The organism is Labilithrix luteola (assembly GCF_001263205.1).
GTDB classification, from domain to species: domain Bacteria; phylum Myxococcota_A; class Polyangia; order Polyangiales; family Polyangiaceae; genus Labilithrix; species Labilithrix luteola.
Genome location: NZ_CP012333.1, coordinates 8,567,245 through 8,581,488, shown reverse-complemented (window position 1 = coordinate 8,581,488; position 14,244 = coordinate 8,567,245). Strand labels below are relative to the sequence as shown.

Here is a 14,244-nt window from a genome sequence, read left to right as displayed (position 1 = left end):
GGGTTTTGCCAACGCGGGAAGTCAACGTAAGCAGCAGGTTGACCGCGGATATCCTCGCGTCCGTCTTCGTGCGCGCGCCGCTGGGCTCGCAGGGCCAACGCCATCCCTCCTGACGCGGAACGAATCTTTCTCCATGCTTCCCCACCGCATCGCTGGACACCACAATGTCGGCCATCATCGCCGCACGGAGCTCGAAAGAGCCGGACGCACGACGACCGGAAGTACGGAGGCGATCGCCACGATGACTCTCAACGCCGCTGCGGGGCCGAAGTCACCGAAACGTCAAGGGCACGTCAACGGCGCGACCGCAACGACCGAACGGTTCGCCTCGTACTGTCGCGAGCGGGAATCTCTGCCGACAGCTATCCTCCTAGAATGGACTCGCTGGCCTACGAGACACCTTTCGAACAGCACCTGGCCATTGCCCTCCTGGGTTCGGTGCTCGGTCTCCTCGCGACCGCCCTCACCTTGGGGTACGCGAGCATCGGCAAAAAGCATCCTGAGGGCGTGGCCTCCGCCCTGAACCTCTGGGCCGTCGGCGCAGCGCCTCCGATGCTCTTCGCAGCCTACGCGCTCGTCACGGGCCTCTTTGCAAGAGGGTCGACCGCCAGGCCGGAAGACTGCTCGCTTCTCGGCCTCTCGTTCGTGTCGGTCCTCTTCGCCCCCCTCTGGTTCTGCGCCAGCCTCGCCACCGCACGCCCGAGCCGGAAGGGCCTGTTCATCGAAGTGCTGCGCCTCTCCGTCTTTCTCGGCTGGCTCCTCTCCTCCGCGGTCACCATCGGACTGGCCGCAGCCGTCTGACGCGCACCGCGCTCCAGGGACTCTCGACGTCCGATCCTAAACGCGCACCGAGGGATGTCGCCACTAGAGACGATGGCGAGTTGGTCGCCGACCGCGACAGCGTGATCAGAGTCGGTGCGCTGGGGTGCACGCGATTTGCGAGGCAATCGAGCGGGCACATCCCTTGCGCTCGGCGCGCCGATGCTCAGGACCTCCCTGCTCCTGTCCGTGCCGCCACTCGCAGCGTTCGTGTTCATAGGCCTCCACGGGTGCGGCGAGAGCAAGACCGTTTGCGATTGCGAGATGGGCGGGTTCGTGATCGTCCATGCACCGAAGGGTGAAGTGACGGAGATCGCGCTCACCGGCGCGGCCTGCCGGGATGCCAAGGCGAACTGCACCGACGACCGGCGTGGTGGCGATCGGTTCATCGCGGGGTGCGAGCAATACACGATCGCGGGTACGGCGGCCGGCGAATGCTCCGTCCACGTGAGGACGAAGACCAACGGCACGCGCGAGGAGGTGCGCACCATCGAAGACCACCGCGACCAGGGATGCTGCGGTGGCTTCGAGGTGGCGCCCTCGAGCGCCTGGGAAATCCCCATCGGCGACGCAGGCGTGAGCCCCGTCACCGATGGGGGCTAGAATTCAGCCCTTCAACACCGCAAGGGGTTCCAGGCGAATCGTTCGTACCAAGAGGTCTTCCTGATCGTCGAGGACCTCGCGGATGTCTCGATAGACGCAGGGCGCCTCTTCGACGAGTCGTCGTGCGAGTGCGTCGGGATAGACGACACGGCGCATGCTCTCGGCGAAGGCCTTCGGGCGGATCGTGCGGCGGGCCTCGGTGCGAGTCATAACGCGGCCTGCACCGTGGGAACACGAGCCGAAGGAATCAGCGTTTGCGAGCCCGAAGGCCACGTAGCTCGCCGTGCCCATCGATCCCGGAATCAGAGCTCGATCGCCACGAGGAGCCGCGATGGCCCCCTTGCGATGCACGAAGAGCGGTCGGCCGAACCATTCTTCCCGCGCGACGAAGTTGTGATGGACGTCGATGGTGTCGGCGGCGGTCACCTCTCGGTGGAGCACGTCGCTCAGGATCTCGAGAGCTCGCGTCGCGAGCGCTCTCCGGTTTTCTCGAGCGAACCGAATGGCCCATTCGAGATCTTGCCAATAGGCCGCGCCAGCGGATTCGCGAATATCCATACCCGCAAGCCCATGAGCGTTCCGCTCTTCGGCCGCTCGCGCATGGTGACTCGCAATCGCACCGCCGAGTCCGCGAGAGCCCGAGTGGACGAGCAGCCAGACTCCTCCATCGGCGTCGCGATCGAGCTCGAGGAAGTGATTTCCTCCTCCGAGCGTTCCGAGATGTCGCCCGAGGAGCGCCTCGCGAGTGTGCTCGAGGGAACGCGTCGAGAGCGGTGTCTCGAGCAATCCCTCGGGCAAGTTCGCGCGAGACGCGCCACCTCCGCGGTGCGTCGCGTCCCCCGTGGGTATCGCACGCCCGAGTCGAGACACGACGATCTCGAGCGTCCGTCGATCCAATCCGAACGCGTCGACGTCGATTCGAAGGGCAGACATGCCACATCCGAGGTCGCCGCCGAGTGCCGCCGGAACGAGCGTATGTTCCGTCGCGAAGACGCTTCCGACCGCCACCCCTTCGGAGACATGGGCGTCGGCCATGGCGGCAACGAATTCAACGACGTAGTCCTGGCTCGCCAGCCTCTGCAGCTGGCGAATCGTGTCGGGTCCGACGTGCCGTGCCCAAAGGCGTATCGGCACGCGCTGCCCGCGGTCGGGTTCGAAGATCACTCGGAACAAGGTGACCTCCCTTCGCGCGATTCCTCCTCCGCCTGCGGAGGGACCGCGCCGTCGAAAACGAAGCGAAGCTCCGGGATTCGCTTTAGGTCGAGACCTTCGGCAAGACGAGCACGCAGAAATGGTGTCGCGCGAGCGAGACCTCTCTCGAGACCGGCTCGATCGACAGCGGCATCGCTCACCTGCGGGGCGGCGAAGTGAACGCGTGCATTTCGGTAGTCGACGGACAAGACGACGCTGGTAATCCGAACGCCGTTCAGCGTCGGATCCGAAACGTCGTCGCGTAGCAATGCAGACAATTCTTCGAAAAGGATTCCTTGCAGGCGCGCGTGCCGATAGCCGGCCGCGCCCTGTTCATCGTGACCATCACGTCGCATGACAAAACGGCTCCACGCACGACGCGCTTCGTAGATCGCGCGTCGCACGAAAAAGGATTCACGCTCCGCCACTCGCGGCAGCGTGACCGGCCGTTTGCGTCGAACCTCGAACCTCGAACGCCAAGCGTCGAGCGTCGAATCGACGAAGAAAGGCTAGGTCAGGCGCCCTGCACGCTCGACGCGAACTGCGCGAGCTGCACGAGCTGCACGAGAGAAGCGGAGAAACCCGAGAGACCGTTCGTTACATTCGGTTTCATGATCCACCTCCTTGCCGCGCCGACGATCGTGACGCGCGCGAGCATGGATCTGACGGATAGCGCGTGATCTGTCAAGGCGAACGCCGAGGGCCAAGCTCCGCGCTCTTCCCGCCCTGCCCGCCCTGCTTCCGAGTCGCTGAGTTCGAGACGCACCGCGCGACGCAGCAGCACGCCTGGAATCTCGACGAACGAGCCCCTCGGAGAGCTCGACGCCGGTGTGTCGTCCGCGCACGTGAGGCGCTCGAGAAGCATGCGTGCGACCACTGCCCGGCGTGAGCGATGCGCGAACGTGACGCGTAATGGATTGGTCACGTGCGCGGCCGTAGCCACGCGTTCACTCGGGGACGTACCAGGTGGTGCCGACGGTCACGAGGCTCCCGTCGAACTCCGGCATCGTCGCTTTGCCGAGGCGGTCGCCGATACACTTCACCGCAGAACGCGTGAGCCCGCGCGGCTCGTCGATGACGACCTTCGAGATCCGTCCATCGGCGTTGAACGTCGCCTTCGCGTGACCATAACCCTGCGCGCCGAGATTCCTGCAGCCCGAGACGTCCGTCATGCCGAGCGCCGTGCGCGCGGCCGTCGCATCGAAGCGACGCGCCTCTCGCCACTCCACGTGATAGTGGGGCGCGTACGCCGCGCGAGCGAGCTGCCGTCGATCAATCAAGATGACAGTCTCTTCGTCCGCATCGTCCGACTCCTCCGGCATCGCCTCCCAGCCCATCGCGTCGGGCCCGGGTTCGTATCCGATCGCAGGTCTTCCGGGATTGCCGGGTGTGGAGGAGAAATAGCCGCCGCGGTGCTGATAACAGCCACCGAGCAGCGAAACGAGCGAGGCCGCGGCCACGAGCGCGAGGGTGCTTCTCATGGCTCGCGTTTCAGCAAGCCATGTGCCCGCTCGAGCTTCGCGAGCGCGGAGCGAATGGCGAGAGACTTCCCCACGCTGGTCGGCCAGCCGCCTGCGAACGGTTTGATCCTCACCGCCTCGTACTTCTTCACGAGGCACTTACGCGTCGCCGTGCCGATGAACGGGTTCTCGTCGCCGTTCACGTCTTGCCCGCGGCACGGTAGGGTGGCGACGTGTATCCCCGCCGGCCTCTCCACCTCCTCGAGGAACTCCGCGAGATCAACACCTCGCTCCTCGACCTCCTCGGCACCCTCTCGACCGAAGACTGGTCGAAACCGACGATCCACGCCGATCGAACGGTGAAAGACCTCACGTCGCACTTGCTCGATGGATCGCTGCGGCGCCTGTCGATGCAGCGCGACGAGTGGACCGGCGAGCGCTTCGAGGGCAAAAGCTACGAGGAACTCGTTGCCTTCATCCAGCGACTCAATCGCGACTGGATGCTCGCCACGCGAAGGCTGAGCCCTGCGATCCTGACGAAGATGATCGCCGACGCCGATGCCGACGTCCTTCGTCTCTTCGAGTCGCTCGATCCCCAGAGCCCCGCGCTCTTCAGCGTGGCCTGGGCAGGCGAGAGCACGTCCACCAACTGGTTCGACATCGCGCGCGAGTACACCGAGAAGTGGCACCATCAAGCGCAGCTCCGCGATGCGCTCGGTCGCCCTTCCCTGCGAAGCCGCCGTCACCTCCATCCGGTCCTCGTGACGTTCGCGCTCGGACTCCCCCACGCCTATGGCGCCGCCCTTGCCGAAGACGGTGCCACCGTCCAGATCGTCGTCACGGGCGACGCGGGCGACACGTTCTGTCTCACGCGACGATCGCCGAAGTGGGTCCTCGAGCCCAAGATCGTCGCCGAGCCCACGTGCGAGCTCGTGATGGAAGACGACGTTGCGTGGAGGCTCTGGACGAAGGGGCTCGGCCAACGCGCCATCCGAGAGAAGGTCGAGGTGACGGGCGACGAAGCGCTCGCCGAGCCGGCCTTGCACATGACCTGCATCATGGCCTGAGCATCAGGACGTTTCTCTTCCTGCGGTGCCGTCGAACGCACTCGGCGAGTCGCTGGCCCCCCCCGCTGCTCGGCGTCGGCGTTGCAACGACGTGATGAGCAGCGTCAAGGCGACGAGGACTCCGGCGACCACGAGTGCCCTGCGGATCTCGTGGTGCAGGAGCGATTCGCCGAGAACGACGAGCGCCGCGGTATAGAAGCCACTCACGACGAACGAGACGGCGAAGTAGACCGAGAAGGGCACGCCCGCGAGCGCGATCACGTAGTGCTTGAAGGAGAGCGGGAGCCCCGGCGCGAGCTTCATGAAGAGCGCGAATCGCAGGGCATTGTCCGGCTTGTTTTCGAGGTCGGGCAGCGCGCGGCCGGTGCGCGTCATCAACCGAAGAAGATGCGGGCGGAGTCCGCTGCGGGCGATCCAAAAGCTCAACGCGAGGTTCACGGCGAGCGCAGCCAGTGAGCCGAGGAGGCCGATCCACGTGTCGAAGGTCACGCCGGCGACGACGTAGAGAGGCGAGACCGGAACTCCGACGATCGGAAGCACGGCCATCGCGGAGAAGAACACGAAGGGGTTCGCGTGCTCCTGCCAGGACGTGAGGAGTCCGCGGTTCCAGACGAGCCAGAGAAACGCCACGAATGCCGCGAGGAGCACGCCCCCGGCGACGCGACGGAGGCCCTGATGGCGAATCTCTCGGGCCATGGTCGTGGCATTTGCGAGAAAGAGGCCAAACACGACGCTCGTGCCCACCGCCCGAGAAGCGAAGTCATCCTGAGCGATGGCACGTGGGGTGCACCCCTTCGAATGCGGGGAACGGGGCCGTGACGGAGCCTGATCCAAGCGAGGAACGACTCGAGAGCATGGAGGGGGACCGATGTTGGAAGGCAAACGGAGCGCGGTGCAGAGGGCCCGGAGTGCCGTCGAGCTGCAGGAAGATCTCATGCGCTTCGAAGGGAGATTCTCTGCACGCCTCGCGAGCGCGTTCGAGCCGCTCGTCGAATCCCAAGATCCCGCCGTGGGCGTACGAGCCACGCGAGACCAGCTCGACTTCATGGCGTCCGCGCTCGACATCGCGGTCGGCTCCTCGCCCGAGGTCGACCTGCTGGACATGGTCACACTCGTCGCACTCGGCCGAGAGGCCATGGCACGACGGTGGAAGGAAGACGTCCACGGCCCAGACACACGACGTGTAACCGAGGCCTTTCGAACCTCGTTCGACGACATCTCGACCATCGCACGCACCGTCATCTCGGCAGACGTGGAGGCGCAGCTCGGGCGCGTCATTCGCGAGTGGATGGCCGAAAACCCTCGCATGGAGAACGTGGCGACGGTGAGGCTGTCGGCGTACGCAGAGAACAGAGAGGCGAACAACGCACGGACCGCGGCAGGCCTCTTTTCACTCGTTCGAGGCGCCGCCCAGGCCGCCGACACGGCCATCCTGCTCGGCGAGCGCGCCCTCTACGCGACGCAGCGCTTGCCGGTCCTCGTACGAATGCACGCACGCATCACGAGCAAGACGATCTTTGCCGATCTTCGCCGCGACCGCATGGTGAAGCGCATCTTCGTCAACGCGTTCCTGGCATGCAGCGGCGTCGCCGTCGTCTCGGCGATGTCATGGCTGGTGGCACGCGTCGTCCACGCTCGGCTCGTCGGCCGATGAAGTGGCCGGCGACGCTCCTCGCCGTGCTCGTCGTGCTCGTCTTTCCGGCGTTCGCGCGTGCACGGGTGGTGCCCGCGCCTGCTGCGCCCCCGGCGGCCGCACCGACTCCCGCGGCTTTGCCGAGCCGCATCGAGGAAGAGGCCGCGGACTCTCCTCGCGCCAGCATGCGACGCTTCCTCGACCTTTCCGCGCACGCCCAGTGGCGAGAAGCGTCGACCTACCTCGACGTCCCGCGCGCGCAGGAGAAGCGCGGCCCCGAGCTCGCCAGCAGGCTCCACGAAGTGCTCGAGCGGAAGCTCGTCATCCACCCCGAGCTGCTCTCTCCACAGAGCAGCGGCGCGCCCGACGCCTCCGGGGGCATCCTCGTCCTCGGCGAGATCGACGGAGGCGGGCGCCCCCAGCCAATCACGATCGAGCGCCGACCGGCCCTCGCTCCCGGCGAGCACGGAGTTTGGGTCTTCGGGCGGGGCACCGTGGACGCGATCGACCGCCTCTACGATGCGCTGGAGACAGACTGGGCAAGCGAGCACTTGCCGGCCCCTTTCCTGGCGCGCGGCCCGAAAGGCCTCTACGTGTGGCAGTGGTTGGGCATTCCCGTCCTCGCGCTCGGTTCAGCCGCCGCGGGGCTTCTTCTCACATGGCTGCTCGGCCTCCTCGTCCGCGTCGTCGTCGACCCCTGCAGTCGGACGGCGCGTTTTCTCCCGCGCCTCAGGCAACCGGTGCGCCTCGCATGGGCCACAGTCGCGTTCTGGCTGGCCAGTCCGCTCCTCGTCCTGCCTCTGCGCGCGAGCGAGTTCGTCGACCGGCTGCTCGGCGCTCTTGGCTACCTCGCACTCTTCTGGGCGGCGATCCTCGTTCTGATGGCCGCAGGCGACGAGGCTACCGAGGGGCCGTGGGTCGACGGACGTCCCACCGCAAGGACGCTGACGGTCGTTGGGGTACGGCTGGGCAAGGCCGTCGTCGTTGCCATCGGGCTCATGCTCGCGCTCTCGCGGCTCGGCTACTCCCCCACGAGCATCGTTGCCGGCCTTGGACTCGGCGGCATCGTCGTGGCACTCGCCGCCCAGAAGACGGTGGAGAACTTCATCGGATCGATCGCGATTCTCGTCGACCAGCCGTTCCACATCGGCGACCGAATACGCGTCGGCGACTTCGTCCGTCCCGAGAAGATCGAAGGCGTGGTGGAGAGCATCGGCCTCCGCACCACTCGTCTCCGCACGACCGACCGGACCGTAATCGTCATTCCGAATGGCAAGCTCGCTGACTCCCGCATCGAGTCGCTCTCGGAGCGCGAAGTCGCACGCCTGACGACGCACGTCCGACTGTCGCGCGCACCATCGGCCTCCCAGCTTCGCGTGCTGCGAGCGTCCCTCAAGCGAGCGGTTCGGAAGCATCCGCTGATTCGCGCCTCCGACGTGACCGTCGAGCTCGGCGAGATCGGTGAATCCTCGTTCGACCTGCATGTGACCGCGTTCGTCGAGACCATCGAGCTCGACGAGTTCGATCGAGTTCGCGGCGAAGTCCTGCTCGCTTGCATCGAGACGGTCGACCGCTCGGGGTTCGAGCTCGCGCTGCCGACCCACTCGGTCATCGCCACCGGGCCACAGCCGGCACCACGGCACTGAGTCACACGCGAGGACGTCGCCTGCGCCGCGGACGAGGCGACGGAGGCTCCTCCTCCTCTTCCAGCGCCGCCTCGACCGACTCGCGGTCGGCCTCCGACCAGCCCCCATTGCCGGCGCGCAGCATCAGCGTGGCCAGTTTGCGCACGTGCCTTGCGCTCGCCTCGCTCGCGGCCTCCGCGCGGGTTGCCCGCCGACGCAAGCTCAACATTCCAGTGACGATGAGGCCGACGAACAGCGTGGTGAAGAGGAGCAGCGCCCAGCCCGCCTTGACGAGAAAGAGAGCGACGCGCTGCACGGGCCCCCGCCCTGTTTGCGCATCCTGGATCTCCATCACCGCCTCACGCGAACCGAGGACGGCCGATCGCGCCAGGTCGTGCGCAGTTCCCGCCGCCGCGGTCCGCACCTCGGGCGACGCAAGGCCTTCGGCGAGCGCGGTGCGCATGGCTGGCGAGATCGTCGTGGGAAAATCATCCGCCGCCGCGCGCATCGCCGAATGCGCAGCGCTGGCAGCGACGTTGCGAACCAGCTCGTCCAGCGTCGTGCGAACCTCGCTGGACAACGCCTCGGACATGGCTTCGTGCACCGCAGGGCGGATCGTCGCCATGACCACGCGGGCAATCACGGAGACGATGTCCTTCGTGAAGGCCTCGATGCGCGCCTTCGACTCCTCGTCCGTGACGCCATCGAGAACGCCTGGAATCGCCGCATTTGCGAGCTCGCGGATCGCCTGCTGCACCTCCGGGGTCGCAATGACCTTTGCCAGACGTTCGCGCGTCGCCTGATCTTCGAGGGCCTTGATCGTCTCGTCGATCACCACGGGCGTCGCCGTACGCGGCACGTTCGCCGATGCGCGCTCCAGCGCCGATGCGCAGCCTGCGACGGGCAGGACGAGAGCGAGGATCGCGGCACGCGCTGCGGTCGCGGGCGCGCAACCGTACGGCCTTCGCATGGCCCGCTGAGTTGCAAACGCTGCGCCGACGACCTCGGCTGCTCTCCCGAAGACGAGGCGCACCGCCTGACGCGCAAAGAAGCGGTCGATCGGCTCGTCGAAATGCTCGAAAGCCTCTCGGCACGGCAAAAAGGGGCGCTGATCGCCGATCCGGAGAAGAACTTCCTGGTCATCATGAAGGACGGGGTCGTCTACAAGAACGTCCTTCGGTGAGCCTTCGGCAAATACGCAAACGCCGCGCATCACGACGAGGTCGCGAGGCGCGGGCGGCGTAGTGTGGCGTTTTCAGGAGAGCCGGATCAGAGTCCGACGGGGTGCCAGATCGTCTTCGTCTCGAGGAAGCGCTCGATCCATCCGAGGCCTTGGCCGCGGCGTTCGTCGAGCCAAGCTTCCGGATCCATCGGTACGTGGGTCTTCACGCGCTTCACGTTGTCGGCGCCTTCGTGCTCGACCGCCTTACGGAGATCGGCGTCGACCATCCAGGCGTCGATGCCGATGACTTCGCGATGCTTGGCGAGCGCGCCGGAGATCTCCTTGGCCTGACCGGTGAGCACGTTGACGACGCCGCCGGGCATGTCGCTCGTCGCGACGCATTCACAGAAGACGATCGCCGTGCGCGGATCTTTCTCCGACGCAAGCGCGACGACGGTGTTGCCGCCGGTGATGACCGGAAGGACCGTCGAGACGAGACCGAGGAGCGCCGGACGATCGGGCGCGACGACGCCGACGACGCCCATGGCCTCGGGAAGGCTGAAGCCGAAGTGCGGGCCGGCCACGGGGTTGCTGCTCGCGAGCAGTGCGAAATACTTGTCGGCGAAGCCGGCGTAGAAGACGACGCGGTCGACGGCGGCATCGACCTCGGCCGCCGCGGCCTGAGTCGAGAGCCCGCCGCGCTCGAGCGACTGCGTGAGCTCGGGGCGGCGCGACTCCATCACCTCGGCGAGGCGGTAGAGGATCTGACCGCGGTTGTAGGCGGTGCGCTTCTCCCAGCCCGCTTGCGCGTTCTTCGCCGTGAGCACCGCGTCGCGAACGTCTTTGCGCGATCCCCGGGGAACGTTGACGGTGTCGGGATCGGCGTCTTCGTGATCGGCCGTGCTGCCGACCTGGAAGTACCGACCGGATTCGGAGCGCACGAACGCTCCGCCGACGAACATCTTGTACGCCTTGTTGACGCGAACGCGGCCCGGCGGGGGCGTGAACGCCTTGGTGAGCGACGTTTCGTTGGTCTTCGGCTGGGCCGAGAGAATGTCCGATGCGTTCGCGCGCGGAGCCGGCTCGGCCACGTCGATCGTCTCGCGCTTCTTGTTGTCTGCCATCACGCAACCTCGACGTAAGCCGAAAGACCCTGCCGACCGCCCTCGCGACCGAAGCCGCTCTCTTTGTAGCCGCCGAACGGCGAGGTCGGGTCGAACTTGTTGTAGGTGTTGCCCCAGACGACGCCGGCCTTCAGCTTCGTCGCCATCCAGAAGATCTTCGCGCCCTTGTCCGTCCAGATGCCGGCGGAGAGCCCGTACATCGTGTTGTTCGCCTTCTCCACGGCCTCTTCCGGCGTGCGAAAGGTCATGATGGTGAGGACCGGTCCGAAGATCTCTTCGCGCGCGATGCGCGAGGACTGGCTCGCGCCGGTGAAGAACGTAGGAGCGAAGAAGTAGCCCTTCTCCGGCAGGCGGCACGGCGCGGAGTAGCGCTCGGCGCCCTCCTTCTCGCCGTACGCAACGAGATCGCGAATGCGCTCGAGTTGCATCTTCGAGTTGATGGCGCCGACATCGGTGTTCTTGTCGAGCGGATTGCCGACGCGGAGCGTGGCCATGCGATCCTTCAACTTGCGGACCAGAACGTCGTGCACGCTCTCTTCGACGAGGAGACGCGAACCGGCGCAGCAGACGTGGCCTTGGTTGAAGTAGATGCCGTTGACGATGCCTTCGACGGCCTGATCGAGCGGCGCATCGGCGAAGACGATGTTCGCGGCCTTTCCACCGAGCTCGAGGGTGAGGCGCTTGGTGGTACCGGCAATCGCCCGCTGAATACGCTTTCCGACGTCGGTCGAACCGGTGAAGGCGACCTTGTTCACGTCGGGGTGATTGGCGAGCGCGGCGCCGGTCTCCCCTGCCCCGGTCACGATGTTCACGACCCCGGGCGGGAGCTCCGCTTCCTCGATGATCTTGGCGAGAAGCAGCGCGGTGAGCGGCGTGGTCTCCGCCGGCTTGAGCACCACCGTGTTTCCGCAAGCGAGCGCGGGCGCGATCTTCCACGCGGCCATGAGCAGCGGGAAGTTCCACGGAATGATCTGCCCGGCGACACCGAGCGGACGAACGCTGCGGCCCTGGAAGGCGTACTCGAGTTTGTCGGCCCAACCCGCGTGATAGAAGAAATGCGCCGCGGCGAGCGGAACGTCGACGTCGCGCGATTCCTTGATGGGCTTTCCTCCATCCATCGATTCGACGATGGCGAGCTCACGCGCCTTTTCCTGAATCGCGCGAGCAATACGGAAGATGTATTTTGCACGGTCTGCACCGCGCATCTTCGACCAATACTTGTCGTACGCCTCGCGCGCGGCCTTGACCGCATCGTCGACGTCTTGCGCGTTGGCTTCGGCGATCTCCGAGAGCTTCTCTTCGGTCGAGGGACTGACGGTCGCGAACGTCTTGCCGCTGCGCGGCGTCACCCAGCGACCACCGATGAAGAGCCCATATTTCGGGTCGATCTTGACGTGGTCGCTCGCCTCGGGCGCGGGCGCGTAATCCCACGCGTGACCGAATTCGAGCGCGGCGTTCTTGATTCGTTCGGCCCGTTCGAGCGCCGAGCCTTCCGCCTTGGTCATGGTCATGATCAATCCTTCGAGAAGTCTTCGGAAGCCTGGTAATTGCCGGTGCGCTCTTTCTCGAGCTGCATGAGGACGTCGTTCAGGAGCGCGCTGGCGCCGAAGCGGAACAGCTCCGGCGTGAGCCACGCGTCCCCGAGCGTCTCCTTCAGGAGGACGAGGTAATGGAGCGCCTGCTTGGCCGTGCGCACGCCGCCCGCGGGCTTCATGCCGATACGACGACCGGTCGCGTAATAGTGGTCGCGAATCGCCTCGAGCATCACCAGCGTGACAGGGGGGGTGGCTGCGGGCTGGATCTTGCCAGTCGACGTCTTGATGAAATCGCCGCCGGCCGCAATCGCGAGATCGCTCGCTTTGCGAACGACGTCGTACGAACCGAGCTCGCCCGTCTCGAGAATGACCTTGAGGTGCGCCTGACCGCAGGCCTCCTTCGTGGCCGCGATCTCGTCGAACACCTTGGCGTAGTCACCCGCCAGCATGGCGCCGCGATCGATCACCATGTCGATTTCGTCGGCGCCGAATTCGACGGCACGGCGCGTGTCATCGAGCTTCACCGCGAGCGGGGACTGGCCGCTCGGGAAGGCCGTGGCGACGCTCGCCACGTGCACCCCGGAGCCGCGGAGCGCGTCCTTCGCGACCGACACGAAGTTCGGATACACGCAGACCGCCGCGCACGAGCCGATGCTCGGATCGCTCTCGAGCGGGCGCAGCGCCTTTTGACACATCTGACGGACCTTGCCCGGGGTGTCTTTGCCCTCGAGCGTGGTGAGGTCCATCATCGCGATGGAGAGCTTCAGACCTGCGACCTTCGTCGCCTTCTTGATCGAGCGCTTCGCGAACGACGCGGCGCGCTCTTCGACGGCGATGGCGTCGACCGGAGGCGGTTGGAAGAGCGCGAACATCGCGCCGCGCGAGGGCGCGCCGGCACGGAACAGCGACGTTCCGTTCCCGTTTTGATGGCCGTTTTCGTTGCCGTTGAGCGTACTCACGCCCCGGAGGCTACCAGAGAAACTCGGCCCTCCGAGCGTCGCACTTCCGTCTTTTCGGCGGCAGGAGAGTCACTTATCGAGTCGGCGTCACTTCCACTTCACGCTGCAGCCAAAGGCCGTAGTGGTGGTGAGCGGAGGCTCGCCGCCGGCGAGCAGAGCGTCGAGCGCGTTCTTCAAGTCGTGAGAGGTCACGCGGGACACGTCACGGTGGTTGTCGTCGATCCGACCGTGGTACCGGAGCGTCCGCTGCTCGTCGAACACGTAGACTTCCGGGGTGAAACGCGCCCCGAGCGCGCGCACGAAGATCTGCGAGTCGTCGCGCAGATACGGAAACGTGAAGCCGCGCTCCCGAGCGCGCGCCTTCATCGGCATCATTCCGTCGTCCGGGTAACGCGTAGCGTCGTTCGCATTCACCGCGACGAAGTCCACCCCGCGCGGGGCGTACTCCTTGGCAAGCGCGGCCACACGAGGCTCGTACGCGATCACATACGGGCAGTGGTTGCAGGACACCATGACCACGACGAGCTTGCCGCCGAGCTCGGCCAGGGTGTGATTGCGATCGTCGGTGCCCGGGAGATCGAAGGGCGGACACGGGGCATGAAGCTCGAGCGCCATGCGCGCAACGTAGTGCGACCCGGGGTGCCCGTCCACCTGGCTCCATGGAGTAGGACCGCGCTCCGCACCGCCTCAGCGGCGCTTCTTGAGGGCCTCTTGGGCGACGAAGTCACGCGACGCGAAGAGTGCGCAATCGCAGTAGCCCTGACGCGCAATGTCCGCGTGATGAGGGACGCACGGGCACACCATGGCCGAGCCCTTGGTCTTCGACTCCTCGACCGGAGCGCAAGGGCAGTACATGCGGCCGTGCTCGACGAGGTTGTCCGTCAGGCCCTGGATGACGTTCTCCACGACCTCGGCCTCGGGGTAGAGCCCGTATTTTCCCTTGGCGACGTACGTCTCGACGAACTTCCGGACGCGCCCTAGCGCCTTCTCGCGGCGCTTCCCGCGTTCCTCGCTAGCCTCGTCCGTCTCGTCTGCCTCGTCGCCCACGATTTCGAGCGTAGCTCCG

At 66.1% G+C, this 14,244-nt stretch carries 16 protein-coding genes; 5 read left to right on the top strand and 11 right to left on the bottom strand.

Features of this window, described 5'->3' with window-relative positions; genetic code table 11:
• The first annotated feature begins 375 nt into the window (after positions 1 to 375).
• Complete coding sequence (locus tag AKJ09_RS37285) at positions 376 to 801, top strand: hypothetical protein (protein WP_146652608.1); 426 nt, start codon at positions 376 to 378, stop codon at positions 799 to 801.
• Between the two features lie 180 nt (positions 802 to 981).
• Positions 982 to 1,422, top strand: a complete 441-nt coding sequence (locus AKJ09_RS37280) for a hypothetical protein (protein ID WP_146652607.1) — start codon at positions 982 to 984, stop codon at positions 1,420 to 1,422.
• A gap of 3 nt (positions 1,423 to 1,425) precedes the next feature.
• Here AKJ09_RS37280 and AKJ09_RS37275 read toward each other — a convergent pair whose 3' ends face one another.
• The 4 genes from AKJ09_RS37275 to AKJ09_RS37260 form a co-directional block, all read right to left on the bottom strand.
• Positions 1,426 to 2,586 carry an RtcB family protein gene (locus AKJ09_RS37275; protein ID WP_205634081.1) on the bottom strand — a complete coding sequence of 387 codons (1,161 nt, stop codon included), beginning with the start codon at positions 2,584 to 2,586 and terminating at the stop codon, positions 1,426 to 1,428.
• Positions 2,583 to 2,969: a ribosome-binding factor A gene (locus AKJ09_RS56415; protein ID WP_146652605.1), complete on the bottom strand. Its 387-nt coding sequence runs from the start codon at positions 2,967 to 2,969 to the stop codon at positions 2,583 to 2,585. Before AKJ09_RS56415 ends, AKJ09_RS37275 begins: the two co-directional genes overlap by 4 nt.
• Positions 2,970 to 3,560: 591 nt before the next feature.
• Positions 3,561 to 4,094, bottom strand: coding sequence for a hypothetical protein (locus AKJ09_RS37265; RefSeq protein ID WP_146652604.1), 534 nt, complete (start codon positions 4,092 to 4,094; stop codon positions 3,561 to 3,563).
• On the bottom strand, positions 4,091 to 4,276 hold the full coding sequence (locus AKJ09_RS37260) for a hypothetical protein (protein ID WP_146652603.1): 186 nt from the start codon (positions 4,274 to 4,276) through the stop codon (positions 4,091 to 4,093). Before AKJ09_RS37260 ends, AKJ09_RS37265 begins: the two co-directional genes overlap by 4 nt.
• Positions 4,277 to 4,306: 30 nt before the next feature.
• Here AKJ09_RS37260 and AKJ09_RS37255 point away from each other — a divergent pair, with 30 nt between their 5' ends.
• A complete protein-coding gene (locus tag AKJ09_RS37255; RefSeq protein ID WP_146652602.1) occupies positions 4,307 to 5,140 on the top strand; it encodes a maleylpyruvate isomerase N-terminal domain-containing protein in 834 nt (277 codons plus the stop codon).
• Between the two features lie 3 nt (positions 5,141 to 5,143).
• Here AKJ09_RS37255 and AKJ09_RS53570 read toward each other — a convergent pair whose 3' ends face one another.
• Positions 5,144 to 5,836: a TVP38/TMEM64 family protein gene (locus tag AKJ09_RS53570; protein WP_169928169.1), complete on the bottom strand. Its 693-nt coding sequence runs from the start codon at positions 5,834 to 5,836 to the stop codon at positions 5,144 to 5,146.
• A 172-nt stretch (positions 5,837 to 6,008) separates the two neighbouring features.
• Here AKJ09_RS53570 and AKJ09_RS53565 point away from each other — a divergent pair, with 172 nt between their 5' ends.
• Positions 6,009 to 6,794: a hypothetical protein gene (locus tag AKJ09_RS53565; protein ID WP_169928168.1), complete on the top strand. Its 786-nt coding sequence runs from the start codon at positions 6,009 to 6,011 to the stop codon at positions 6,792 to 6,794.
• Complete coding sequence (locus AKJ09_RS37245) at positions 6,791 to 8,419, top strand: mechanosensitive ion channel family protein (RefSeq protein WP_169928167.1); 1,629 nt, start codon at positions 6,791 to 6,793, stop codon at positions 8,417 to 8,419. Before AKJ09_RS53565 ends, AKJ09_RS37245 begins: the two co-directional genes overlap by 4 nt.
• 1 nt (position 8,420) lies before the next feature.
• Here the strand turns inward: AKJ09_RS37245 and AKJ09_RS37240 are convergent, their stop codons facing one another.
• The 6 genes from AKJ09_RS37240 to AKJ09_RS37215 form a co-directional block, all read right to left on the bottom strand.
• Positions 8,421 to 9,368, bottom strand: a complete 948-nt coding sequence (locus tag AKJ09_RS37240) for a hypothetical protein (protein ID WP_146652599.1) — start codon at positions 9,366 to 9,368, stop codon at positions 8,421 to 8,423.
• Between the two features lie 299 nt (positions 9,369 to 9,667).
• The gene (locus AKJ09_RS37235; protein WP_240488719.1) at positions 9,668 to 10,684 is read right to left on the bottom strand and encodes an aldehyde dehydrogenase family protein; all 1,017 of its coding nucleotides are present in this window, start codon (positions 10,682 to 10,684) and stop codon (positions 9,668 to 9,670) included.
• Positions 10,684 to 12,189: an aldehyde dehydrogenase family protein gene (locus AKJ09_RS37230; RefSeq protein ID WP_146656019.1), complete on the bottom strand. Its 1,506-nt coding sequence runs from the start codon at positions 12,187 to 12,189 to the stop codon at positions 10,684 to 10,686. The genes AKJ09_RS37235 and AKJ09_RS37230 overlap by 1 nt, the downstream gene beginning before the upstream one ends.
• 8 nt (positions 12,190 to 12,197) lie before the next feature.
• On the bottom strand, positions 12,198 to 13,091 hold the full coding sequence (gene deoC, locus AKJ09_RS37225; protein ID WP_146656017.1) for a deoxyribose-phosphate aldolase: 894 nt from the start codon (positions 13,089 to 13,091) through the stop codon (positions 12,198 to 12,200).
• A gap of 174 nt (positions 13,092 to 13,265) precedes the next feature.
• Complete coding sequence (locus AKJ09_RS37220; protein WP_146652598.1) at positions 13,266 to 13,793, bottom strand: thioredoxin family protein; 528 nt, start codon at positions 13,791 to 13,793, stop codon at positions 13,266 to 13,268.
• A gap of 72 nt (positions 13,794 to 13,865) precedes the next feature.
• Positions 13,866 to 14,225, bottom strand: coding sequence for a ferredoxin-thioredoxin reductase catalytic domain-containing protein (locus AKJ09_RS37215; RefSeq protein ID WP_420814290.1), 360 nt, complete (start codon positions 14,223 to 14,225; stop codon positions 13,866 to 13,868).
• Between the last annotated feature and the right edge of the window lie 19 nt (positions 14,226 to 14,244).

Bases quoted from the DNA above. Each gene is read 5' to 3' on its own strand.
- AKJ09_RS37285 (WP_146652608.1), top strand. From the start codon at position 376: ATGGACTCGCTGGCCTACGAGACACCTTTCGAACAGCACCTGGCCATT.
- AKJ09_RS37280 (WP_146652607.1), top strand. From the start codon at position 982: ATGCTCAGGACCTCCCTGCTCCTGTCCGTGCCGCCACTCGCAGCGTTC.
- AKJ09_RS56415 (WP_146652605.1), bottom strand. From the start codon at position 2,969: ATGCGACGTGATGGTCACGATGAACAGGGCGCGGCCGGCTATCGGCAC.
- AKJ09_RS37265 (WP_146652604.1), bottom strand. From the start codon at position 4,094: ATGAGAAGCACCCTCGCGCTCGTGGCCGCGGCCTCGCTCGTTTCGCTG.
- AKJ09_RS53570 (WP_169928169.1), bottom strand. From the start codon at position 5,836: ATGGCCCGAGAGATTCGCCATCAGGGCCTCCGTCGCGTCGCCGGGGGC.
- AKJ09_RS53565 (WP_169928168.1), top strand. From the start codon at position 6,009: ATGTTGGAAGGCAAACGGAGCGCGGTGCAGAGGGCCCGGAGTGCCGTC.
- AKJ09_RS37245 (WP_169928167.1), top strand. From the start codon at position 6,791: ATGAAGTGGCCGGCGACGCTCCTCGCCGTGCTCGTCGTGCTCGTCTTT.
- AKJ09_RS37240 (WP_146652599.1), bottom strand. From the start codon at position 9,368: ATGCGAAGGCCGTACGGTTGCGCGCCCGCGACCGCAGCGCGTGCCGCG.
- AKJ09_RS37235 (WP_240488719.1), bottom strand. From the start codon at position 10,684: ATGGCAGACAACAAGAAGCGCGAGACGATCGACGTGGCCGAGCCGGCT.
- AKJ09_RS37230 (WP_146656019.1), bottom strand. From the start codon at position 12,189: ATGACCAAGGCGGAAGGCTCGGCGCTCGAACGGGCCGAACGAATCAAG.
- deoC (WP_146656017.1), bottom strand. From the start codon at position 13,091: ATGTTCGCGCTCTTCCAACCGCCTCCGGTCGACGCCATCGCCGTCGAA.
- AKJ09_RS37220 (WP_146652598.1), bottom strand. From the start codon at position 13,793: ATGGCGCTCGAGCTTCATGCCCCGTGTCCGCCCTTCGATCTCCCGGGC.